Annotated in this window: 26 protein-coding genes; 22 read left to right on the top strand and 4 right to left on the bottom strand. The window is 37.1% G+C overall.

All coding sequences use genetic code 11. The annotated features are described in order from the left end of the window. The first annotated feature begins 38 nt into the window (after positions 1 to 38). Both IGK03_RS07365 and ffh read left to right on the top strand, forming a co-directional pair. Positions 39 to 377, top strand: a complete 339-nt coding sequence (locus IGK03_RS07365) for a putative DNA-binding protein (protein WP_002357429.1) — start codon at positions 39 to 41, stop codon at positions 375 to 377. 4 nt (positions 378 to 381) lie between these two features. Continuing rightward, positions 382 to 1800, top strand: a complete 1419-nt coding sequence (ffh, locus tag IGK03_RS07360; RefSeq protein WP_002360194.1) for a signal recognition particle protein — start codon at positions 382 to 384, stop codon at positions 1798 to 1800. A 74-nt stretch (positions 1801 to 1874) separates the two neighbouring features. Here the strand turns inward: ffh and IGK03_RS07355 are convergent, their stop codons facing one another. Together IGK03_RS07355 and IGK03_RS07350 are read right to left on the bottom strand one after the other, a co-directional pair. Beyond that, positions 1875 to 2630, bottom strand: a complete 756-nt coding sequence (locus IGK03_RS07355; RefSeq protein ID WP_010707535.1) for a MerR family transcriptional regulator — start codon at positions 2628 to 2630, stop codon at positions 1875 to 1877. Between the two features lie 117 nt (positions 2631 to 2747). Beyond that, on the bottom strand, positions 2748 to 3302 hold the full coding sequence (locus IGK03_RS07350; RefSeq protein ID WP_002357432.1) for an NADPH-dependent FMN reductase: 555 nt from the start codon (positions 3300 to 3302) through the stop codon (positions 2748 to 2750). Positions 3303 to 3443: 141 nt separating this feature from the next. Here IGK03_RS07350 and IGK03_RS07345 point away from each other — a divergent pair, with 141 nt between their 5' ends. From IGK03_RS07345 to IGK03_RS07305, 9 genes are all read left to right on the top strand, one after another. Then, positions 3444 to 4247, top strand: a complete 804-nt coding sequence (locus IGK03_RS07345) for a GNAT family N-acetyltransferase (protein WP_181035431.1) — start codon at positions 3444 to 3446, stop codon at positions 4245 to 4247. Positions 4248 to 4393: 146 nt separating this feature from the next. Next, a complete protein-coding gene (rpsP, locus tag IGK03_RS07340; RefSeq protein WP_002357434.1) occupies positions 4394 to 4669 on the top strand; it encodes a 30S ribosomal protein S16 in 276 nt (91 codons plus the stop codon). A gap of 11 nt (positions 4670 to 4680) precedes the next feature. Further along, positions 4681 to 4926 (top strand): KH domain-containing protein, encoded by a 246-nt coding sequence (locus tag IGK03_RS07335; RefSeq protein ID WP_002357435.1) that lies wholly within the window; start codon positions 4681 to 4683, stop codon positions 4924 to 4926. A gap of 120 nt (positions 4927 to 5046) precedes the next feature. After that, on the top strand, positions 5047 to 5613 hold the full coding sequence (locus IGK03_RS07330; RefSeq protein ID WP_002357436.1) for a hypothetical protein: 567 nt from the start codon (positions 5047 to 5049) through the stop codon (positions 5611 to 5613). 214 nt (positions 5614 to 5827) lie between these two features. Continuing rightward, entirely contained in the window at positions 5828 to 6769 is a 942-nt protein-coding gene (gene rnz / locus IGK03_RS07325; protein ID WP_202334837.1) for a ribonuclease Z, read from the top strand. Beyond that, complete coding sequence (locus tag IGK03_RS07320) at positions 6770 to 7558, top strand: SDR family NAD(P)-dependent oxidoreductase (protein WP_010823712.1); 789 nt, start codon at positions 6770 to 6772, stop codon at positions 7556 to 7558. A 16-nt stretch (positions 7559 to 7574) separates the two neighbouring features. Continuing rightward, entirely contained in the window at positions 7575 to 8042 is a 468-nt protein-coding gene (locus tag IGK03_RS07315) for a LapA family protein (protein WP_002357439.1), read from the top strand. 154 nt (positions 8043 to 8196) lie between these two features. Beyond that, positions 8197 to 10509 (top strand): single-stranded-DNA-specific exonuclease RecJ, encoded by a 2313-nt coding sequence (recJ, locus tag IGK03_RS07310; protein ID WP_010707541.1) that lies wholly within the window; start codon positions 8197 to 8199, stop codon positions 10507 to 10509. Between the two features lie 2 nt (positions 10510 to 10511). Next, positions 10512 to 11024 (top strand): adenine phosphoribosyltransferase, encoded by a 513-nt coding sequence (locus tag IGK03_RS07305; RefSeq protein WP_002357441.1) that lies wholly within the window; start codon positions 10512 to 10514, stop codon positions 11022 to 11024. Positions 11025 to 11130: 106 nt separating this feature from the next. Here IGK03_RS07305 and IGK03_RS07300 read toward each other — a convergent pair whose 3' ends face one another. Both IGK03_RS07300 and trhA read right to left on the bottom strand, forming a co-directional pair. Beyond that, positions 11131 to 11328, bottom strand: a complete 198-nt coding sequence (locus IGK03_RS07300) for a hypothetical protein (protein WP_002360203.1) — start codon at positions 11326 to 11328, stop codon at positions 11131 to 11133. 193 nt (positions 11329 to 11521) lie between these two features. Continuing rightward, positions 11522 to 12175, bottom strand: a complete 654-nt coding sequence (trhA, locus tag IGK03_RS07295; protein ID WP_002357443.1) for a PAQR family membrane homeostasis protein TrhA — start codon at positions 12173 to 12175, stop codon at positions 11522 to 11524. A gap of 131 nt (positions 12176 to 12306) precedes the next feature. On the opposite strand from trhA, the gene IGK03_RS07290 reads away from it, so the two are divergent. The 11 genes from IGK03_RS07290 (at position 12307) to IGK03_RS07240 (ending at position 20316) form a co-directional block, all read left to right on the top strand. Further along, a complete protein-coding gene (locus IGK03_RS07290; protein ID WP_002357444.1) occupies positions 12307 to 13149 on the top strand; it encodes a DegV family protein in 843 nt (280 codons plus the stop codon). 103 nt (positions 13150 to 13252) lie between these two features. Continuing rightward, entirely contained in the window at positions 13253 to 14152 is a 900-nt protein-coding gene (locus tag IGK03_RS07285; RefSeq protein ID WP_002365717.1) for an SGNH/GDSL hydrolase family protein, read from the top strand. After that, entirely contained in the window at positions 14145 to 14798 is a 654-nt protein-coding gene (locus tag IGK03_RS07280) for a YpmS family protein (RefSeq protein ID WP_002357446.1), read from the top strand. The genes IGK03_RS07285 and IGK03_RS07280 overlap by 8 nt, the downstream gene beginning before the upstream one ends. Before the next feature lie 16 nt (positions 14799 to 14814). Continuing rightward, positions 14815 to 15330, top strand: coding sequence for a peptide-methionine (S)-S-oxide reductase MsrA (msrA, locus tag IGK03_RS07275; RefSeq protein ID WP_002357448.1), 516 nt, complete (start codon positions 14815 to 14817; stop codon positions 15328 to 15330). 5 nt (positions 15331 to 15335) lie between these two features. Continuing rightward, positions 15336 to 15554 carry a YozE family protein gene (locus IGK03_RS07270; RefSeq protein WP_002364020.1) on the top strand — a complete coding sequence of 73 codons (219 nt, stop codon included), beginning with the start codon at positions 15336 to 15338 and terminating at the stop codon, positions 15552 to 15554. Between the two features lie 87 nt (positions 15555 to 15641). After that, on the top strand, positions 15642 to 17084 hold the full coding sequence (locus tag IGK03_RS07265) for a S41 family peptidase (RefSeq protein WP_050590288.1): 1443 nt from the start codon (positions 15642 to 15644) through the stop codon (positions 17082 to 17084). An 18-nt stretch (positions 17085 to 17102) separates the two neighbouring features. Next, on the top strand, positions 17103 to 17657 hold the full coding sequence (gene lepB / locus IGK03_RS07260; RefSeq protein WP_002382369.1) for a signal peptidase I: 555 nt from the start codon (positions 17103 to 17105) through the stop codon (positions 17655 to 17657). 114 nt (positions 17658 to 17771) lie between these two features. Continuing rightward, positions 17772 to 18215: a hypothetical protein gene (locus IGK03_RS07255; protein WP_202334835.1), complete on the top strand. Its 444-nt coding sequence runs from the start codon at positions 17772 to 17774 to the stop codon at positions 18213 to 18215. A 148-nt stretch (positions 18216 to 18363) separates the two neighbouring features. Then, on the top strand, positions 18364 to 18732 hold the full coding sequence (locus tag IGK03_RS07250; protein WP_002365712.1) for a GntR family transcriptional regulator: 369 nt from the start codon (positions 18364 to 18366) through the stop codon (positions 18730 to 18732). Beyond that, on the top strand, positions 18729 to 19583 hold the full coding sequence (locus IGK03_RS07245; RefSeq protein ID WP_010707542.1) for an ATP-binding cassette domain-containing protein: 855 nt from the start codon (positions 18729 to 18731) through the stop codon (positions 19581 to 19583). Before IGK03_RS07250 ends, IGK03_RS07245 begins: the two co-directional genes overlap by 4 nt. Position 19584: 1 nt before the next feature. Next, entirely contained in the window at positions 19585 to 20316 is a 732-nt protein-coding gene (locus IGK03_RS07240) for a hypothetical protein (protein ID WP_002371093.1), read from the top strand. Positions 20317 to 20428 lie beyond the last annotated feature (112 nt).

Genomic DNA, 20428 nt, shown 5'->3' with positions numbered 1-20428 from the left:
CGGTAACCTATAAGGGATTGAAGATGGGAGCACGGCTCATGGAAATGGAAAAAACAAACCGCATGAATGCGTTATTTGAATTTTATTCGACATTATTAACGGAAAAGCAGATGAATTATATGGAGCTTTACTATGCTGATGACTTTTCTTTAGGAGAAATTGCGGAAGAATATGAGGTTAGTCGCCAAGCGGTTTATGATAACATTAAACGAACCGAAAAAATTTTAGAAGAATACGAAAAAAAGTTACATCTTTATTCAAACTATGTTGTACGGAAAGAATATCTTGAACAGCTACAGCAGTATGTTCAAGAAACTTATCCCAAAGATAGTGAAATCAAAAAATATATTGAACAAATTCAAGAAATAGAGGAATGAAACTATGGCTTTTGAGAGTTTAACAAACCGCCTACAACAGGCAATGAGTAAAATCCGTCGTAAGGGAAAAGTTTCCGAAGCCGACGTAAAAGAAATGATGCGAGAAATCCGTTTGGCTTTATTAGAAGCCGACGTTAATTTACAAGTGGTCAAAGATTTCACAAAACGCGTCAGAGAACGGGCAGTAGGAGTCGAAGTATTAGAAAGCTTATCACCAGCCCAACAAATTGTAAAAATTGTTGATGAAGAATTAACGAAAACGTTAGGTTCAGAAACGGTTGAACTGAATAAATCTCCAAAAATCCCGACAGTGATTATGATGACAGGGTTACAAGGGGCTGGTAAAACAACTTTTACTGGTAAATTAGCCAAACACTTAATGAAAACTGAAAACGCTCGTCCGCTTTTAATCGCTGGTGACGTTTATCGTCCAGCAGCGATTGATCAGTTGAAGGTTTTAGGTCAACAATTAGAAGTTCCCGTTTTTGATATGGGAACCGATGCTAATCCAGTGGAAATTGTTCGTCAAGGGTTAGCGTTAGCAAAAGAAAAGAAAAATGATTATGTCTTAATTGATACGGCCGGCCGTTTACACATTGATGAAGCTTTAATGGACGAATTGAAACAAATTAAAGAGTTGGCTAATCCCAATGAAATTCTGTTAGTTGTTGATGCGATGACGGGGCAAGATGCTGTCAACGTTGCAGATAGTTTTAATGAACAGCTTGGAATTACTGGGGTTGTTATTACCAAAATGGACGGCGATACTCGTGGGGGGGCTGCGCTGTCAATTCGGGCAGTAACGGGCGCTCCGATTAAATTTGTCGGTTCTGGTGAAAAATTAACCGATTTAGAAATTTTCCATCCCGATCGTATGTCGAGTCGTATCCTAGGTATGGGGGACATGTTGACGCTAATTGAAAAAGCGCAACAAGATTACGATGAGAAAAAAGCAGAAGAACTTGCTCAAAAAATGAAAGAAAACAGTTTTGACTTTAACGATTTCATTGAGCAATTGGATCAAGTTATGGGCATGGGACCGATTGAAGACTTATTAAAAATGATCCCTGGAATGAGTAACATGCCTGGTATTGAAAATGTCAAAGTCGATCCAAAAGATGTGGCACGGAAACGGGCGATGGTCCTATCAATGACCCCTGCAGAACGTGAAAATCCTGATCTATTAAATCCTAGTCGCCGCCGCAGAATTGCAGCTGGTTCAGGAAATAGTGTGGTTGAAGTCAATCGTATGATTAAACAATTTAAAGAATCCAAAAAAATGATGCAACAAATGTCCAAAGGGGATATGAACATTCCTGGTATGGATCAAATGTTAGGTGGCGGCGTTAAAGGCAAGCTAGGTAAAATGGCCATGAATCGTATGATGAAGAAAAACAAAAAGAAGAAAAAGAAAAAAAGATAAACAGGCTTTAGTTAATTATTGGAAGAAACAGAAAGTGCGCCATCAGTCGAAGAGACTAATGGCGCACTTTCTGTTTAAGCGTAGTTTTGGATAATTGCGTTTAATGCTTCGGCAAAACCAGCACCGTGTTGTTCATAATATGACGTAAATCGTTCATCGCCAACATACATAAGGCCTAACCCTTTGTGTGCTTCTGGCGAATAGCTTGACCAAGAGTACATTAACCAATCTTTGTGTAATTGGAAAATTTCTTGCGCAAGTTGCCTAGTCAACTTGGGTGATTTTTGATACATGGCTAACTTAGAAAATAAATCTTTTTCCACGTTCTGCATTGCTTGCATGTCTTTTTCCGTCAAGTTTAAATATTTTTTGTTGGCTTGTTCAATCGTTTCGTTGCCATATTTTTCCCGAATCTCTTTACCATATTTTTCTTCGTTTTCTTGAACTCGTTGTTGTTTGAATGCTTCGAATTTTTGCTGATCTGACATGTTTATCTCTCCTTTGTAATGGTGTAAGGTTTGTTGAACAGAGGCTAAAAGACGATCAATTTCATTGCGCTTTTCCAATAGTTTTTGCTGATGCTCGTATAAAGCCTGTTCAACATTAAAGTCAGGTTGCTCCAAAATTTCTTTAATTTCATCTAGTTTCAGATCCAATTCACGGTAAAAAAGAATTTGTTGCAAACGATTCACCTCGGCTTGCCCGTAAATTCGATAACCAGAAGAATTAATTCTGGCTGGTTGAAGAAGACCAATTTCATCATAATATCGTAACGTCCGTGCACTGACGCCAGATAGTGAAGCCATTTTTTTAATTGTATATTCCATCATTCATTCCTCCTGACAAAATCTATCATAAACCTTTACGTAACGAGAGGGTCAAGCAAAAAAATAAAAAAAGTGAGACAACCTGTAAAAAGTTGCCTCACTTTTTCTCGATTGATTCAATTAGGCAGTTAAGCGATTAAAGAAATCCACGTAAGCATCTACAATTGATTGTAAGAAACCAACAGTGCCATCAATAATTTTACCATCTTCACCAATTAAGTTCGTAATACCGCCAATATAGGCTTCAGGTTGTTGTAAAGTTGGAACATTTAAGAAGACTAATGATTGTCTTAAATGATGGTTTGCACCAAATCCGCTAATTGCACCTGGTGAAACACTCACCACAAGTCCTGGTTTTTTATCCCAAACGCTTTCGCCATACGGACGTGAACCGACATCCAATGCATTTTTTAAAACAGCTGGTACTGAACGGTTATATTCTGGTGTTACAAACATCACGCCATCTACTTGTTTAACTTCTTCACGGAATGTTGTCCAAGCTTCGGTGGGGGTTCCTTCATCATCCAAATCTTGATTGTATAATTCTAAATCACCAATGTTAATAAAAACAGGTTCGAAATCAGCTGGAAATAAGTCCGCCATTGTTTTTGCTACCAATTTGTTAAATGAATCTTTTCTTAAACTCCCTACAAAAATACCAATTTTTTTTGTCATGTAAATCCCTCCATTTTTCTTTTACTTACTTTATGATAGTACTTTTTCAAAAAAAGCGCAAACGTTTTATCCTTGTACATTGTTGAACTTCGTAACTTCACGTATAATAGCTAGTAAAAGGATGAGTAAAGGAGCAACTGCTTGAATAAAAAAATAAATTGGCGCCGACAATTAACACCGTCGGAGAAACAAACATTGACTGAATTAAAAAACAAGGAAATGATTAAACAAGGAACTTTTTATAAATTGGAACAAACATTTCCTGAGGAATCAGCTTATACTTATTATGGTTTATACAGGAAGGGACAAGCCATTCAAGCGTATATCGTAGGGTATTGTTTTGATGGGGAAACCTTGGAAGCGACGATTGTTGCGCCAAATGTAGGACCATTTTTTGAAGAACTTGTTCAAGAACTCGAAAAGCAAGCAGCTTTGTGGGGAATGAAAGAAGTCTTTCTCGTGATGGACGACAAGCAATCTGTTGGCCTGAATTATTTTAATAGACAAGGAATTATGCCAGCTTTTTCAGAACAGTATCTGGTTTTTCAAGGAAAAACTTACTCACAGGAGTTGGCGAAGCTGACACTTCTCCGACCACAAGCGGCTGATTTGGATTCCTTGGCTAGGTTACTAGAAGGTACGCCTTTACCGGAGGACCTTCAACGAACACTTATTTATAAAGAAAACAATCAACTTTTAGCCACGCTACGTTTGGATCATTTTGAAAACGAATGGGGGATTTATGGCTTTGTTGTGACAAAAACGCAACGAGGTCGCGGTCTTGGCCGTCAAGTGTTACAGTCTGCGCTCCGAATGATTTTAGAAAATTCAGCCTCAGCGACTATTTTTTTAGAAGTTGAAACAGAAAATCAAGCAGCGCTTCATCTCTATCAAACAGAAGGCTTTCAAGTGAGAAACCAGTACAACTATTATCAAATTTTGTAAAAATTCTTCATTATTTCGTTTGTTTTCCTGCAAATTGGCTAAAAAAATTGAAAAAAAGTAAAGGTGTCAAGAAAAAACTCTTTACAGGTTGTTGTTAATCTGTTAAACTAACTCTTGTGATTAAGTTAATGGAGGTGTATTTAATAATGGCAGTTAAAATTCGTTTAAAACGTATGGGTTCTAAAAAGAGTCCTTTTTACCGTATTGTAGTAGCTGATTCTCGTTCTCCTCGTGATGGACGTTTCATCGAAACTGTAGGTACTTACAACCCTTTGAAAGACCCTGCAGAAGTAGTTTTAAAAGAAGATTTAGTTTTAGATTGGTTATCTAAAGGTGCGCAACCTTCTGATACAGTTCGTAACATCCTTTCAAAAGAAGGCGTTATGAAAAAACATCATGAAGCTAAAAACGTTAAGAAATAAGGTGATTGAATATGGCAGATGTGAAAGAGTTAATTTTAACTATTGTCCGTCCGTTAGTCAGTCAACCTGAAGCAGTCTCATTAGAAATTGAGGAATCAACTGATTTCCTCGAGTATAATTTGACTGTGGCCAAAGAAGATATTGGACGTATCATTGGTAAACAAGGGCGTGTTGCAAAAGCAATTCGGACAATTGTTTATAGTGTACGTATCGATGGTCCGAAAAAGGTCCGTTTAAATATTCTTGATGGTAAATAAGCATTAACAAGGAGGTAGCCTAGCTATCTTCTTTTTTTATACATAACCAAAAAGTTTTCATTGCTAGAGACAGGCCTTTCTTGCTAAAATAGATGTATCCAGAATAAAGGAGCGATTTGTATGGCAAAACGAATTATCATTATGAACTTTGATATTGAAAGTAAATCGTACCAAGCATTTTCCGAAATAAAAAAGATGCAGGCAGAAAGACAGCTTAAAGGTGAGCAAATGGCGGTTGTTACGCATGTTAATGATGGCCAGCATCAATTTAAAATCAATGATTTTATCGATTTTACAGGCAACAATCATACATCAAAAGATAGCATGATTGGGATGCTAGTAGGCATATTAGGTGGTCCTCTGGGCATTCTTTTTGGCTGGTTTGCTGGAAGTATGTATGGTGCAAGCAAAGATGCCAAAGAAATTCAAGAAGCACAAACGGTTTTTGAACATGTGATTCAAAAGATTGATGAAGGACAAACGGGATTGTTATTAATTGCAGAAGAAGAAGACAACCGTCCACTCAACCAGTTGGTTATGTTTGACTTAGGTGGCGAAATCACGCGGCTTGATTTAGAGGAAGTCCAACAAGAAATTAACGATGCGAACGAAGTTGCAAATGAAGCGAAACAATCGTGGCAAGCAAAAAAAGAACAACATAAAGAAGCGACATCGAAAGAAGAATAAGGATCAAAGACTGTTTTCTGAATAAAGGGAAACAGTCTTTTAAAATACTAAGAAATCACGGTTTTTTATGGTAGTTTGCTAATTTTTTGTTATTTTATCGTAAAATGCGGTAAACTAAGAAGAAAACTTTGAGAAAATAGATAAATTATTATTTGCTAAAGGAGCAAACTTCTTCTAAAATAAAAAGGAAGTTTAAAAGAAAGTATGGTAGCAGATGGAAATACAATTTTTAGGAACAGGCGCTGGTGTGCCAGCAAAACATCGCAATGTCACAGGGATTGCGTTGAAATTATTAGATGAACGAAATGCAGTTTGGCTCTTCGATTGTGGGGAAGGGACTCAATTGCAAATTTTAAAAAGTAGTATTCGCCCAAGAAAAATTGAAAAGATTTTTATTACACATTTACATGGGGATCATATTTTTGGTTTACCTGGTTTGTTAAGTAGTCGTTCTTTTCAGGGCGGGACAGAACCTTTAGAAATCTATGGACCAGTTGGGATTGCTGACTTTGTCAAGACTTCTTTACGGGTCTCGCAATCGCGGTTGTCCTATCCACTGAAATTTATTGAATTAACGAAAGAGAATGACGTTATTTTTAAAGATAAACAATTCACTGTTCGCTGTAATATCTTGGACCATGGCATCACGAGCTTTGGCTATCGAATTGAGGAAGCAGCGCATGAAGGAGAATTACAAGTAGAGAAACTTCAAGCTTTAGGGATTCCTTCTGGGCCGTTGTATGGCAAACTCAAACGTGGTGAAACGATTGTTTTTGATGGACAGGAAATTAATGGACAAGCGTTTGTGGGAGAGCGTAAACCTGGACGAATCGTGACGATTTTAGGAGACACTCGCAAAACTAAAAATAGTGTAACCTTAGCACGACGAGCGGATGTTTTAGTCCATGAAAGTACGTTTAATAAACACGAAGCAAAAATGGCAAAAGCCTACTTCCACTCAACCAGTCAACAAGCAGCTGAAGTTGCAAAAGAAGCGCAAGTAAAACAACTTATCTTAACGCATATTAGTGCCCGTTATTTAACCAAAGAGGCCTGTCAGCTTCAAGAAGAAGCCCAAGAAATTTTCCCCAATACAAAAATCGTGAAAGATATGGATATCATTGAGATTCCATTTGCCAATGAAGGAGGAGCTTAGATGGATTTAACAAATAAAGTCGTTGTCGTAACTGGAGGTTCAGCTGGTTTAGGTGAACAAATTTGTTATGAAGCAGCTAAACAAGGAGCGGTCGTCGTTGTCTGCGCCCGCAGAATTAATTTGATTGGTAAAGTTCGCGAGCAGTGTGCCACTTTAAGCGGACGAGAAGCATTTTCTTATCAATTAGATATTGCCGATCCAGAAAGTGTTGAACGTGTGGTTGAAGCTATTTCAGCAGAAGTTGGTCCTATAGATGTTTTAGTCAACAATGCTGGTTTTGGCTTGTTTGAAAATTTTGTTGAAATTGACTTGGCTGTTGCACGCCAAATGTTTGATGTCAACGTTCTAGGAATGATGACGTTTACTCAAAAAGTAGCTATTAAAATGATTGAAGCTGGGCAAGGACATATTATCAACGTTGCTTCAATGGCTGGGAAGATGGCTACAGCTAAATCAACCGTTTATTCTGCAACGAAATTTGCTGTGTTAGGTTTTTCAAATGCTTTACGTTTAGAATTGAAACCGTTGGGTGTAGCAGTAACGACTGTCAATCCAGGACCAATCCAAACAGAATTCTTTGATAAAGCGGACCCGACAGGCACTTATCTAGCTGCGGTGGATAAAATTGTTTTGGACCCTACGAAATTAGCGAAAGAAGTGGTTGGGAGTATGGGGACTTCTCGACGTGAGATTAATCGTCCGTTTGTCATGGAAGCAGCTGCCCGCTTTTATACATTGTTTCCACATTTAGGAGATTTCATAGCGGGAAATATTTTAAATAAAAAATAAAGGAGTCGATCAAGTCATGAAAAATCAATGGCGTGTTATTTTGGGCCTTGTGTTGGTCTTAATTGTTGTTATTTTTGCTGTTTTAAATAATCAAGCTGTTCCAGTAAACTTTGGTTTTACTAAAATTAGTGGACCGTTAATCTTAATTATTTTAGGTTCTGCAATTATTGGCGCACTAGTTGGGTTACTAACCTCCACAACCACTATTTGGAACCAACGTAAAGAATTAAAAGCTGTACAAAAAGAGTTGGATATTTATAAAAATGATATGGATAAATTAGTCAAAGAAGAAACGGAAAAAGTTCAACGTTCATTTGATAATCAATTGGCTGATTTGCAAGCCAAACAAGCGGCAGCACCACAAGTCGCAGAACCAGTGGTCAACGAACAAACATCAAACACAGAAGTAGATGCCACGCCTGTGTCAGGTAGTCGTATTGATCGTTATGTGAAACCTCGTGTGAATGAAGAGGAACAAAAATAAGGAAGAGACTTTATCACTAAGTTTCTTTTAAAATAAAACTGTGATATCTGCTATTTATCTAACAGATATCACAGTTTTTTTCTCAGATTTAAAAAAATGCTTTCTTTAGTTTTTGGAAAAATTTTGCTATAATTACTTGGTTAGGAGTGACGTCGTGAAAAAATCAAACTATCAATGGCAGTTACAGACAAAGACAGAATTACCTGTAGAATTTATAGAACAATTAAAAAAAGAAGAAATTAATCCATTAATTGGCCAACTTTTATGGCACCGCAATATCCGGACAGAAGAAGCATTACGTAAGTTTCTACATCCGACTATCGAAGATATTTATGATCCGTTCTTAATGCATGATATGGAGAAAGCGGTAGCCCGTATCCAGCAAGCTGTCGAAGCGGGTGAACAAATCCTTGTCTATGGGGATTATGATGCAGATGGCATCACTAGTACCACGGTTATGAAAGAAGCAATCGAATTAGTCGGTGGCATGGTTCAGTACTTTCTACCGAATCGTTTTGTTCATGGATATGGACCTAATAAAGACGTATTTGCTGAACAAATTGAACAAGGAGTCCAATTAATTGTAACCGTTGATAATGGTGTAGCCGGACATGAAGCAATTAGCTACGCTATGGCTCAAGGGGTAGATGTAATCGTTACTGACCATCATGAATTGCCTGAACAATTACCAGAAGCCTTTGCGATTGTCCACCCTAGACATCCGCAAGGTGACTATCCTTTTGGAGATTTAGCTGGTGTTGGTGTGGCTTTCAAAGTCGCTACTGCGTTACTTGGTGAATTGCCAATTGAGTTATTAGATTTGGTAGCAATTGGGACAATTGCTGACTTGGTTTCATTAACCGATGAAAATAGAACGTTTGTCAAAATGGGCCTTCAAATGATTCAAACTGGTGATCGAATTGGTTTAGACGTTTTATTACAAGAAGCGGGTGTGAAAAAGGAAGCTGTTTCAGAAGAATCAATTGGCTTTACCATTGGACCTCGTTTAAACGCATTAGGTCGATTAGGGGAAGCCGCACCAGGTGTTGAATTGATGACTACATTTGATGAAGAACAAGCGCTGGAAATCGCTAAATATATCGATCAACAAAACAATGAACGAAAAGACATTGTAACGACGATTGCCAAAGAAGCGCTGGATTTAATCGACCCGAATGCGCCGGTCCATATTTTAGCGAAACAAGGCTGGCATGAAGGCGTCTTAGGGATTGTCGCGGGCCGCATTATGCAAGAAACGGGGAAACCAACCATTATTTTAGCAATAGATGAATCTGGTACGACCGCTAAAGGCTCTGGACGTAGCATTAGCGCATTGAATCTCTATGAGGCGTTGAACGAAGTGCGTGAGCAATTCACTCATTTTGGTGGGCATCATATGGCAGCGGGAATGACTTTACCTGTTGAAAATATTCCTTTTGTTCAAGAACATTTGGCACACTTTATTGAAAAAAATCAAATTGATATGGCTAATGGACAAGAGTTACTTATTAGTGAGAGCTTAGCGGTTTCGCAGGCAACGACTGCTTTTATTGATCAATTGCGTATTTTGGCGCCTTTTGGGACCGATAATACTGTGCCAACTTTTGTATTTAAGGAAATCACGCCTACGCAAATTCGGCAAATTGGTGCAGATAATACACATCTGAAATTTCAAATGAATCAAGAAGGGGCACAATTGGATGCAATTGCTTTTCAAATGGGGCCTCAAGCGGATGAACTAGCACAAGGAACCGCCGATGTGGCAGGCCAACTTTCCATCAATGAATGGAATGGTCGTAAGAAACCACAATTAATGGTGACTGATTTTGCTGTATCTGGAAGACAATTATTTGATTTTCGTGGCAAAAATAATCAAACGAAACCAATTCCTTCAGAAGCAACAGCTTATCTTTTGTTTGATGAAAAAAATCAAAAATTCATTTCAGATCCAACCGCTAATATTATTGTTTGGTCAAACCAAGAAGAATTGGTGGAAGCTGTTTCTCAAAATCAAATCGAACAACTGGTTTTTGTCGACTGTCCTGTGGAATCAATCACGGTTAAAGAAATTGTTGAAGCAACTGAGATACAACGTATATACATGATGTTTATTTCACCAGAAGAAGCTTATTTAAACGGTATGGCTTCACGTGAACAATTTGCAACATTGTATAAATTTATTTTGCAGCAAAAAGAAGTAAATCTACGTTCTCAGCTATCGAAGGTGGCAAATTACTTAAATATCCAAGAAAAATTATTAATTTTCATGATACAGGTGTTTTTTGACTTAGGATTTGTTACAATAGAAAGCGGTGTTTTAAACAGTATTGAGAAACCCGACAATCGACCATTGACTGAAAGTCAAGTGTACCAACAACGATTGAAAAAAATAAAAACAGAAGAATTTCTACTTTACAGTGATTGTCAAACAATACAACAATGGCTGTGGAATGAGGAGGACAAATAAAAATGGATTTAAGAGATTACATTGCAAGCATTCCAGATTATCCTGAGAAAGGGATCGTGTTCCGTGACATTTCTCCATTAATGGCTAATGGGGATGCCTATCGTGAAGCAACGAAACAAATCGTGGATTACGCGAAAGAAAAAAGAATTGATATGGTTGTAGGACCGGAAGCTCGTGGCTTTATTGTCGGCTGTCCAGTGGCTTATGAATTAGGGGTTGGCTTTGCTCCGGTTCGCAAAAAAGGAAAACTTCCTCGTGAAACCATCGAAGTGACTTATGACTTAGAATATGGTTCAGATACATTAACGTTGCACAAAGATGCCATCACACCAGGTCAACGTGTTTTGATTTGTGATGACTTGCTAGCAACTGGTGGTACAATTAAAGCAACCATCGAATTAGTCGAACAATTAGGTGGTATTGTGGTTGGTTGTGCGTTCCTAATTGAATTAATGGATTTACATGGCCGCGATAAAATTGATGGCTACGATATTGTTACCTTAATGGAATACTAATCTAATTTAATTAGAAAGAGCGAAGGAATTTAATCCTTCGCTCTTTCTTTGACATATTTATAAAAACGGAGCATAGCTTGGGGGGAACACACCGTTTTATTATTTATTAAGGGAACTTACGATAAACGTATCTTGCTTGCTGTTGTTTACGTGTACGTGTATAACGCTTCTCATCCCATGACATAAACCAAAGAATAAATAACGGCGTCACGATCATAAAAGCAAGACGTAATCCTAATGTTCCCAAAAAAATACCTATAACCAATACAAAAAATAAAAATCCAACACGACGAATTGCTTCCATGTGTATCACCTCTTCATTTGATTCGAACGAGTGTTCGTATTGTTATTATACGAATGTATGTTCGTTTTGTAAAGTCTTTTCTACTAATTTATGTTAAAATAATTCGAAAAGAAGAATAATCCTTTATAATAAAGAGATTTAGGGCAATAAAAGAACACGATGCTTTGAGCATCGTGTTCTTATTGTGCTGTGATTACGTATAAAAGAGAACAGAAAAATACATGAGAATCGCTGCAAGCATGACGAACAAGTGCCAAACCACATGCATAAACCGCACATTTTTCAATGAATAGAAGGCGGCACCTAATGTGTAAGACACACCCCCTGCGACCAATAACGCTGTTCCTGTAAATCCAAGAGATTCATATAACGGACGAGCAGCGATGATACAGAGCCAACCTAAAACAATATAAATAATCGTTGAAATGTTTTTCACTGTTTCTTGTTTATGCAACGTGAGGGATTTATAGACAATACCGACAATGGCGATTAACCAGACTAAACTGAACAAGGTCCAACCTAACCAACCGCCAATACTAATTAAGCAAAACGGCGTATAGCTGCCAGCAATCAATAAGAAAATAGAACTATGATCGAAGACCTGAAAGACCTTTTTGGCTCTAGTAAAAATTAAACTATGAAATAACGTTGAAGATAAAAAAAGTAGAATCAACATGGAGCCATAAATAGCATAAGATACCACGTGAATTGGTGAGCCTAAACGAGCCCCTTTAACAAGTAAAATGACTAAACCAGCAATACTTAAACCTGCGCCTATGCCATGTGTAACTGCATTCAAGACTTCGTTCACGATTAGGTATTTTTTTGAGAAATGCGTTTTTTCCAATAAATTCACTTCCTTTATTTTAATTTGATGAAAAATTCGGCAGTGTCTGTTATACTATAACTAGATAATTAACCGTTTAATGGTATTCTACCATGAAAACAGGTTCCTTTTAAAGAAAGAGTGATAAATTTATGACAAACGTTAAAATCGTAACGGATTCTTCATGTACGATGGAAAAAAGTCTTAGAGATGAATTAAATATCCATATGATGCCTTTATCAATTATGGTTGATGGCGTTGTTTATCCAGATGATGATCATTTGCCAGGCGAAAAATTTATGGACATGATGGCTAATGCGAAGGCCTTACCCAAAACGAGTCAACCACCAATTGGTGAATTTGTAGAATTATATGATCGCTTAGGTGAAGATGGCAGTGAAGTAATTTCGATTCACATGACAAAAGGCTTAAGTGGAACGGTTGAAGCGGCCCGTCAAGCTAGCAACTTATCATCAAGTAAAGTAACGGTGATTGATAGCGATTTTACAGACCAAGGTTTGTCTTTCCAAGTCATTCAAGCAGCAAAATTGGCACAAGCGGGAGCGGGTGTTCCAGAAATTTTAGCTGAAATTGAACGCGTCAAACAAAATACCAAATTATACATTGGCATTTCAACATTGGATAATTTGGTTAAAGGTGGACGAATCAGCCGTACAACAGGATTATTATCAAACATTTTTAATATGAAAGTTGTCATGGACTTTGAAAATACGGAATTGATTCCTGTAGCGAAAGGCCGAGGCGTTAAAACGTTTAATAAATGGTTTGACGAATTGAAATCAGAATTAAGTAAGATTCCAAATGTTCGACAAATTGGCATTTCTCATGCGGATGGGCTAGAACTAGCAAATGGATTCAAAGAAGGATTACAAGCAATCTTTAAAGACATGGATATTCCCGTATTACATACGAATCCAGTCATTGCAACACATACAGGAAAAAATGCCTTTGCTATTATGTACTATACAGACTAAGAAATAACGAGGTTGGGTCTCGCTCTTAAATGAGTAGACGCAACCTCTTTCTAACAAGAAAAGGAAAATTTCTTGTTGGTTTATTTAAAAGGAAGTGACGAAGATGAAAAAACAAACACAGCATATTTTGCTGACCGTCTTAACACCTATCCTCATTGCGCTAGGTGTTTTTACATTGTTAAGTGTGGCCATCCCCAAAGCAAAGCCACTATTAAAGCAAGAGAAAGTGGCCACAACTGCTCAAAAAAATCAAAAAGAAGTCATTCATTATACAGCTATCGGTGATTCTTTAACTGAAGGAATTGGCGATTTGACGAATAGTGGAGGTTTTGTTCCTATTGTGGCAGATGATTTAAAAGAACACTACAACTTGAACGGTGTTCAAACAGACAATTTTGGGAAAAATGGGGATCGTAGTGATCAAATTTTAAAACGAATCAAAGAGAAACCTGAAATTCAAAAGGGCCTTGCCTCTGCGGACGTGATTACGCTAACGGTTGGTGGAAATGACTTAATGAAAGTAATTAGTAGTAATATTTTCGACTTGAAAGTCAGCTCGTTCAATCGTCCACAAAAAGCCTATCAACGCCGAGTAAGACGACTACTTGAAGAAATCCGAGAGTACAACGAGAAGGCCCCTATTTATGTCTTAGGAATTTACAATCCCTTCTACTTAAACTTTTCCGAAATTACAGAAATGCAAGAAATCGTTGATAACTGGAATCAAGCAACCGAAGAAATGGTTCAAGAGCAAAAACGAGCCTATTTCATTCCTATCAATGATTTACTCTATAAAGGTCGTGGCGATGAAGTTGGCGTAACCGGTGGCGACTCAGAAACTACAGGAAGTAGTGCTAGCAAAGAGGATTTAAACAATTTGTTATATGAAGAAGATCGCTTCCATCCGAATAATCTTGGCTACCAAATTATGGCCGGAGCTGTCCGGGATGAAATGGTCAAGACAGAGAAAGAATGGATAACCAAATCAGAAGGTAGTGAATAAAATGAATGAAGAAAAGCCAAAAACAAGTAAATCAATTAAAAAGACACAACCAACCAATCTTAAACGAAATCCCTGGAAAATCGCTTTTCTTGTTCTAGTGGGTTTAGTCATTGGTAGTGTAGCTTTCGTGACATTTCGAGCAACACAAGTTCGCGAACCAGATTTAAAGAAAATACCAGCAATTGTTGAAAAAGAAGGCGAGCCAGTCGTCACCATTCAGTCAAAAAAACAACAAGTGAACAAACTGATTGACTTTTATTTAGCCGACTTTCAAAAAGGTTCGGAGATCAAATATAAATTTTATTTAGAAAATGATGCTTTATTAAATGGAACATTTCAGGTGTTAGGGCATGACATTCCTTTTTACTTATATTTTGATCCTTACGTGATGGCGAATGGTAATGTACAATTAAAAGCAAAAAGTTTATCTATAGGAACGTTAGGCTTGCCAATTAAAGAAGTATTGAAATTTGCTAAACGTTCTTACAAACTACCTAAATGGGTTGAAATCAATCCAGATGATCAAACTGTTTTATTACGTTTAGATCAGTTTAGAATGCAAAATGGTCTATTTGTTCGAGCAGAAAAGATTAATTTAGTTGACGATGACATTCGGATGAATATATACTTGCCAAAAGAGAAATAAAAAAGGAGTGTTAGAGATGGAAGAAAAAGCAATTTTTGCAGGCGGCTGTTTCTGGTGTATGGTGCAGCCTTTTGATACACAACCAGGGATTATCTCAGTTGTTTCGGGTTATACAGGTGGGCACGTGCCTAATCCAACATATGAACAGGTTCTAACACACACAACAGGCCATACGGAAGCAGTAGAAATCACCTTTGATCCAGCGATTATTTCTTACGAACAATTAGTGGACATTTATTGGCAACAAACGGATCCTACTGATGCTTTCGGTCAGTTTCAAGACCGCGGCGATAATTATCGGCCAGTTATTTTTTATCGTTCTCAAGAACAAAAAGAAATTGCTGAGAAAAGTAAAGAACGTCTAGCTAATAGCGGCCGTTTTACAGAACCAATTGTTACCACCATCGAACCAGCAGCACCATTTTATCCTGCTGAAGAATACCATCAAGACTTTTATAAAAAAGACGCTTTGCGTTATGGATTGTCCCATCAACGTAGAAGTGAATTTATCGAAGAAAAATGGAGTGATTAATTTACATGAGACGAAGCTTTTACCATTACTTAATGACATTAAAAGGTCCGGCTAAAGATTCTGAAACTGATTTTGCCAATGAAGCGGCCAAAGATATTCAGTTTCCAAAACAAACCGAGGATTATCATGAACTTTCTTCTTATTTAGAAATGAATGCTGACTATTTAAGCAACATGGACATCTTTGATGAGTTATGGGAAAAGTACCTTGAAAACAATAAATAAATCCAGAGGAAAAGCAAACAAAGCTTTTCCTCTTTTTTCATTCATGTTATAGTAAACAAAAGTAGTGACGAATTTGTTAGAAATGAGATGAAATCTATGAAGAACAAACGAACTGTTCCTTTTTATCAATATATTATTTCGCTCCTCTGTGTCGCATTTTTAGCTGGAGGAAGTAGTTATATTTATTTTGATCATCGTGTTAAAAAGATGAGTCAAGAAGGGGCAATTACCAATGCTGATTTAAGCAAAGTGCAGGATTTATATAATGAAATTAGTACCAATTATGTAGGTGAAGTAGATAAAAATGAATTAGTTGAAGGCGCCTTAAAAGGCATGTCTGAAGCCATTGGAGACCCATACTCAACTTATCTAAATGAATCTGCTGCCAATGATTTAAACGAAAGCTTATCTGGCGATTTTGAAGGAATTGGTGCCACTATGACAATGAAAGATGGCGAACCAGTTGTAGCAGAGGCACCTGTAGCAGATTCCCCAGCTGAAAAAGCGGGAATCAAAGAAGGCGATATTATTGAAAAAGTTGATGGTACAGCTACAAAAGGGATGAAACTAGCAGAAGTCGTGTCAAAAGTCCGAGGTAAAAAAGGAACTTCCGTTGAATTGACTATCCAAAGAGAGGGAGAAACTAAAAATATCTCAATCAAACGTGGGAAAATTCCCGTTAAAACAGTGACAGGTGAGTTAGACAAAAAAGATGCACAAATTGGCTCGATTAAAATTACGTCCTTTGGTAAAAAAACATATCAGGAATTGAAAGAAACAATCACGAATTTACGAGACAAAGGAGCTAAATCCTTTGTAATTGATGTACGCCAAAATCCTGGTGGACTGCTAGATCAAGCAGAGCGAATGGCCAGTATGTTTTTAAAAAATGGCGAAACAATTGTTCAATTTGAAGACAAAAAAGGACGTACGATGAAAGAAGTTGCTTCCAAAGAATTAGACGGCGGCTTTAAAGTAAAAGAACCTGTTGCAGTTATCATTGATGGCAATAGTGCCAGTGCATCCGAAATTTTTGCTGCAGCACTGCATGAATCTGCGAATGTCCCATTAATTGGAACGAAAACATTTGGCAAAGGAACGGTCCAAACGGTGAAGGATTTAAATGACCAAACCGAAATAAAATTGACTGTTTTAAAATGGTTAACACCAAAAGGCGAATGGATCAACGAAAAAGGAATTGAACCAACCATCAAAGCTGATTACCCCGAGTATGCCTATTTAAAATTGATTCCTCGCGATAAAACGCTAAAAGAAGGAGATCAATCTGAAGATATTCAGAACTTAAATGCTATTTTAGCTGTATTAGCGTATCCTGTTGATGAAAACAATGCAAACTACACCGCAGAAACAAAAGCAGCGGTTAGCGATCTTCAACAGAAAAATGGCTTGCCTGTAACTGGAGAAATCGACAATGAAACAGCCACAAAAATTGAAGCCACTTTAGGTAAATTAATTCTTGAAAATGACGCTGCCTACGATACAGCAGTCAAAGAAATTCAAAAAAACTAGAAAAAAGGTGGCACGAAGTTGAAGAAGAAACGTGATTATGTTGGGTATTTAATGTACTTTTTGAAAATCTTAGTACCAGCAATCGTAGCCGTTTTTATTTTAAGAGGATTTTTCCTGATTCCTGTTCGGGTGGATGGCCATTCTATGCAAAAAACCTTGAATCAAGGAGATATGATTGTGATGGAAAAATTCTCCGCCATTAAACGGTTTGATGTGGTGGTCTTTAAAACAGACACAGGATCGATTCTGATTAAACGTGTGATTGGTTTACCAGGGGAAGCTGTGCGTTACGAAAACGATCAATTATATGTCAATAATCAGCCAATCGCTGAACCCTATTTAACTAAAAACAGAAAAAAAGATCATGAAACGATGCCTTACACTACGAATTTTGATTCAAAAGAATTGTTAATGCAAGAAAAATTACCTAAAGATAGCTATTTTGTGCTTGGTGATAATCGCCGTATGTCCAAAGACAGCCGTTCTTTTGGTGCAATACATGCAGATCAAATCTTAGGGAAAGCACAATTTGTTTATTACCCACTCACTCATATGAAGATCATTCCTAAATAAGTAAGACCACTAGTTCGTTTATTTAAATAACGACTAGTGGTCTTTTCTAATCTGAAAAATTGTTCTCTTAGCTGAAAAATGTTAAGGTTAAAGTAATGATAGATGTAGGAGGTCATGCAAATGATTAGAAAAACTATTTTAGCAAGCTCTATCTTAGGCGTTGGGTTGCTAATTGGTGCATGTGGGAATCAAACCCAAATGAATTCAACCAATACCAGTGAATCATCACAGCCTAAAGTAACCGAATCAAGTCGCAAGTCATCTGAAAGTGCGTCTAATAACGAAGGTGTATCAAGCGATTCTAGTAAATCCACAAGTTCCACTACAGAATCAGAAATCTTAAAAGGTCTGGCGGAAGAAAAAACGCTAAAAGAAAAAATCCCGTCCTTAAATCAAACAACGATTAAGCAAGTCACTGATAATGAGTATAAACGCATTCTTGTGATGGAAGAAAAGGCTACAGGAACGACCTATAAAAGTATTTTGATAAAAAAACAAAATCGCTTAAAAATTGTCAACGAAACAACCGATGAATTGTTATACAATGGAACCCTATAAGAACGAAACCATTCAATAAACTCAAAAGTATCGCCATTGTTTTCAAAGAAAAATTTCTTTGGAAACAATGGTTTTTTTGTTGACAAAAGAATTTCTAAGATATATAGTTAGTTACATAAGCAGTTAACCGTTTAAGCGAGGTGTAAAAATGGAATTTAATTTTTCGGGGGAAAAGCCTTTATTTCAGCAAGTAGCCGATCAGATTGCCGAAGGAATTTTTAATGGCGCTTACTTAGAAGGCGAACAAATTCCCTCAACCACAGAAATATCAAAAAGTTACCAAATCAATCCAGCCACCGTTTTAAAAGGAATGAATTTATTAGTAGAACGACAGCTGATTGAAAAGAAACGGGGGATTGGCATGTTTGTTTTACCAGGCGCTCAAGAGAGAGTAAGAAGTGCACGGAAAGAAGAATTTTTAAATAAAGAAGTCTTAGAAGTTGTCGCAGAAGCTAAAAAATTAGGGATTACAGCTGAACAATTAAAACAACTAATTGAAAGAGGGTATGAAGCATGAGTTTGCGGGTGGAATCAGTAAGTAAAAAATATCATCAAAAAAAAGCACTAGATAATATTTCAATTACTTTTGAAAAAGAAACGATTTATGGGCTCTTAGGCAGAAACGGGGCTGGTAAAAGTACGTTATTAAATATCATAAATAATCGAAGTTTTGCCACTTCAGGTTCCGTTCAATTGGCGGGAGAAACAGTGACCGATAATGAGGCTGCTTTGACTCATATTTACTTAATGAGTGAAGATAATTTGTTTCCTCCTCAGTTAAAAATTAAAGATATTTTTAAAACGACTGAAGGTTTTTATGGATCCTTTGACTGGTCTTTGGCCGAACAAATGTTAAGCGATTTTGGTTTAGATAGTAAAAAGACATTCAAAAAATTATCAACTGGTTATCGGAGTATTGCTAAACTAATAGTGGCGCTATCCGTCCCCTGTGAGTATATTTTTTTAGATGAGCCAGTCTTAGGTTTAGACGCCAATCATCGGGAATTATTTTATACTTATTTAATTGAGACATACCAAGAACGTCCCCGTACGTTTGTGATTTCCACCCATTTGATTGAAGAAATTGCGAATTTATTAGAAGATATTATCATCATTGATCAAGGAAAATTGATTCGCGCAGAATCTATTGAAACAATTTTGAAAAACGGTCGCATTGTTTCTGGGCCGAAAGAACAAGTAGAGCGCTATACTCAGTCATTGGAAATCTTAGGCATGGACACTTTAGGTGGAGCAGTTACGGCTTACGTGTACGGCGACTTGCCGACTGAAAAAGCAGAGGTTCAAATTGCGCCGCTAAATTTACAAACATATTTTGTACAATTAACCAATAGAAAGAAGGAAAAGTAAAATGAAATTTAAAACAGCTTTGCGGTATCGTGTTATTTATCAAGTCCGTTCCTTAGCAATTTATTTTGGCTTTTATGCTTTGTTCGGCATTCTTTTTCCTCTTATTGGGTTGCTCTTTTCTAACGACGTGAACACTGTCAGCTCTGATGCAGTAATTCCTTGTCTGGTTTTTATGGGGATACTATCATTTTTAGGGGTAAACACAGATTTTAAACTGTTTATTCAAAACGGGCTTTCCCGCTGGACGATTTTTTTGGTTAATTTTGTAAGTAATGCTATTTTATCTTTGGTTGGATCCTTGGCTGTACTTGTACTGATTAAAGTATTTAGCGGCAATTTCATTTCTCATTTTCAATTATCAATGAAATTAATTGATGTCTATGCGCAAGGAAACTTTTTCATGTCGTGGTTGCTCTTTTTTATCTTACTAATGCTTAGCGGCTCACTTGGCTTGTTAGCAGGTGTCTTTAATGATCGGATAGATGGCGTAAAAAAACTCATTGTTTTATTGCTGTTATTAATGATTCCTATTTTACTGGGCACGATTGCACAATTAGGGGGGGCACCAATGCGCCTGAGAATGCTCCATGTCTTGCAAGCAATGGTTGGTTATCAATCCACTGGTTTTACGGTCCTACCACTTCTTCTGACAATCAGTTGCTTTGTTGGCATTAATCTTGGTTTGGCCTATTTATTGAATAAACATCGTGAAATTAAACGCGTAAATGCATAACTAATTAATAAGAACATGTTCAATGAGGTGAATTTGGAACATGTTCTTATTGTTTTAATTGAGAGATACATCGGAAGTACCATGACAAAGGAAAGGGCTTCCGTCAAAATAG

Origin of the sequence: Enterococcus sp. DIV2453a, from assembly GCF_050533535.1 — a bacterium.
Taxonomy (GTDB): domain Bacteria; phylum Bacillota; class Bacilli; order Lactobacillales; family Enterococcaceae; genus Enterococcus; species Enterococcus faecalis.
Note: the sequence above shows the minus strand (reverse complement) of the source record. Positions and strands in the feature narration are given on the sequence as shown.

What these genes read in the sequence shown, in the direction of transcription:
- IGK03_RS07270 (WP_002364020.1), top strand. Translation starts at nt 15,336, where the DNA reads ATGAGACGAAGCTTTTACCATTACTTAATGACATTAAAAGGTCCGGCT.
- IGK03_RS07355 (WP_010707535.1), bottom strand. Translation starts at nt 2,630, where the DNA reads ATGATGGAATATACAATTAAAAAAATGGCTTCACTATCTGGCGTCAGT.
- IGK03_RS07290 (WP_002357444.1), top strand. Translation starts at nt 12,307, where the DNA reads ATGACAAACGTTAAAATCGTAACGGATTCTTCATGTACGATGGAAAAA.
- IGK03_RS07330 (WP_002357436.1), top strand. Translation starts at nt 5,047, where the DNA reads ATGGCAAAACGAATTATCATTATGAACTTTGATATTGAAAGTAAATCG.
- IGK03_RS07245 (WP_010707542.1), top strand. Translation starts at nt 18,729, where the DNA reads ATGAGTTTGCGGGTGGAATCAGTAAGTAAAAAATATCATCAAAAAAAA.
- IGK03_RS07240 (WP_002371093.1), top strand. Translation starts at nt 19,585, where the DNA reads ATGAAATTTAAAACAGCTTTGCGGTATCGTGTTATTTATCAAGTCCGT.
- msrA (WP_002357448.1), top strand. Translation starts at nt 14,815, where the DNA reads ATGGAAGAAAAAGCAATTTTTGCAGGCGGCTGTTTCTGGTGTATGGTG.
- IGK03_RS07335 (WP_002357435.1), top strand. Translation starts at nt 4,681, where the DNA reads ATGGCAGATGTGAAAGAGTTAATTTTAACTATTGTCCGTCCGTTAGTC.
- IGK03_RS07265 (WP_050590288.1), top strand. Translation starts at nt 15,642, where the DNA reads ATGAAATCTATGAAGAACAAACGAACTGTTCCTTTTTATCAATATATT.
- IGK03_RS07315 (WP_002357439.1), top strand. Translation starts at nt 7,575, where the DNA reads ATGAAAAATCAATGGCGTGTTATTTTGGGCCTTGTGTTGGTCTTAATT.
- rnz (WP_202334837.1), top strand. Translation starts at nt 5,828, where the DNA reads ATGGAAATACAATTTTTAGGAACAGGCGCTGGTGTGCCAGCAAAACAT.
- IGK03_RS07305 (WP_002357441.1), top strand. Translation starts at nt 10,512, where the DNA reads ATGGATTTAAGAGATTACATTGCAAGCATTCCAGATTATCCTGAGAAA.
- IGK03_RS07320 (WP_010823712.1), top strand. Translation starts at nt 6,770, where the DNA reads ATGGATTTAACAAATAAAGTCGTTGTCGTAACTGGAGGTTCAGCTGGT.
- IGK03_RS07350 (WP_002357432.1), bottom strand. Translation starts at nt 3,302, where the DNA reads ATGACAAAAAAAATTGGTATTTTTGTAGGGAGTTTAAGAAAAGATTCA.
- IGK03_RS07255 (WP_202334835.1), top strand. Translation starts at nt 17,772, where the DNA reads ATGCAAATGATTAGAAAAACTATTTTAGCAAGCTCTATCTTAGGCGTT.
- rpsP (WP_002357434.1), top strand. Translation starts at nt 4,394, where the DNA reads ATGGCAGTTAAAATTCGTTTAAAACGTATGGGTTCTAAAAAGAGTCCT.
- IGK03_RS07365 (WP_002357429.1), top strand. Translation starts at nt 39, where the DNA reads ATGGAAATGGAAAAAACAAACCGCATGAATGCGTTATTTGAATTTTAT.
- IGK03_RS07285 (WP_002365717.1), top strand. Translation starts at nt 13,253, where the DNA reads ATGAAAAAACAAACACAGCATATTTTGCTGACCGTCTTAACACCTATC.
- ffh (WP_002360194.1), top strand. Translation starts at nt 382, where the DNA reads ATGGCTTTTGAGAGTTTAACAAACCGCCTACAACAGGCAATGAGTAAA.
- IGK03_RS07250 (WP_002365712.1), top strand. Translation starts at nt 18,364, where the DNA reads ATGGAATTTAATTTTTCGGGGGAAAAGCCTTTATTTCAGCAAGTAGCC.
- IGK03_RS07300 (WP_002360203.1), bottom strand. Translation starts at nt 11,328, where the DNA reads ATGGAAGCAATTCGTCGTGTTGGATTTTTATTTTTTGTATTGGTTATA.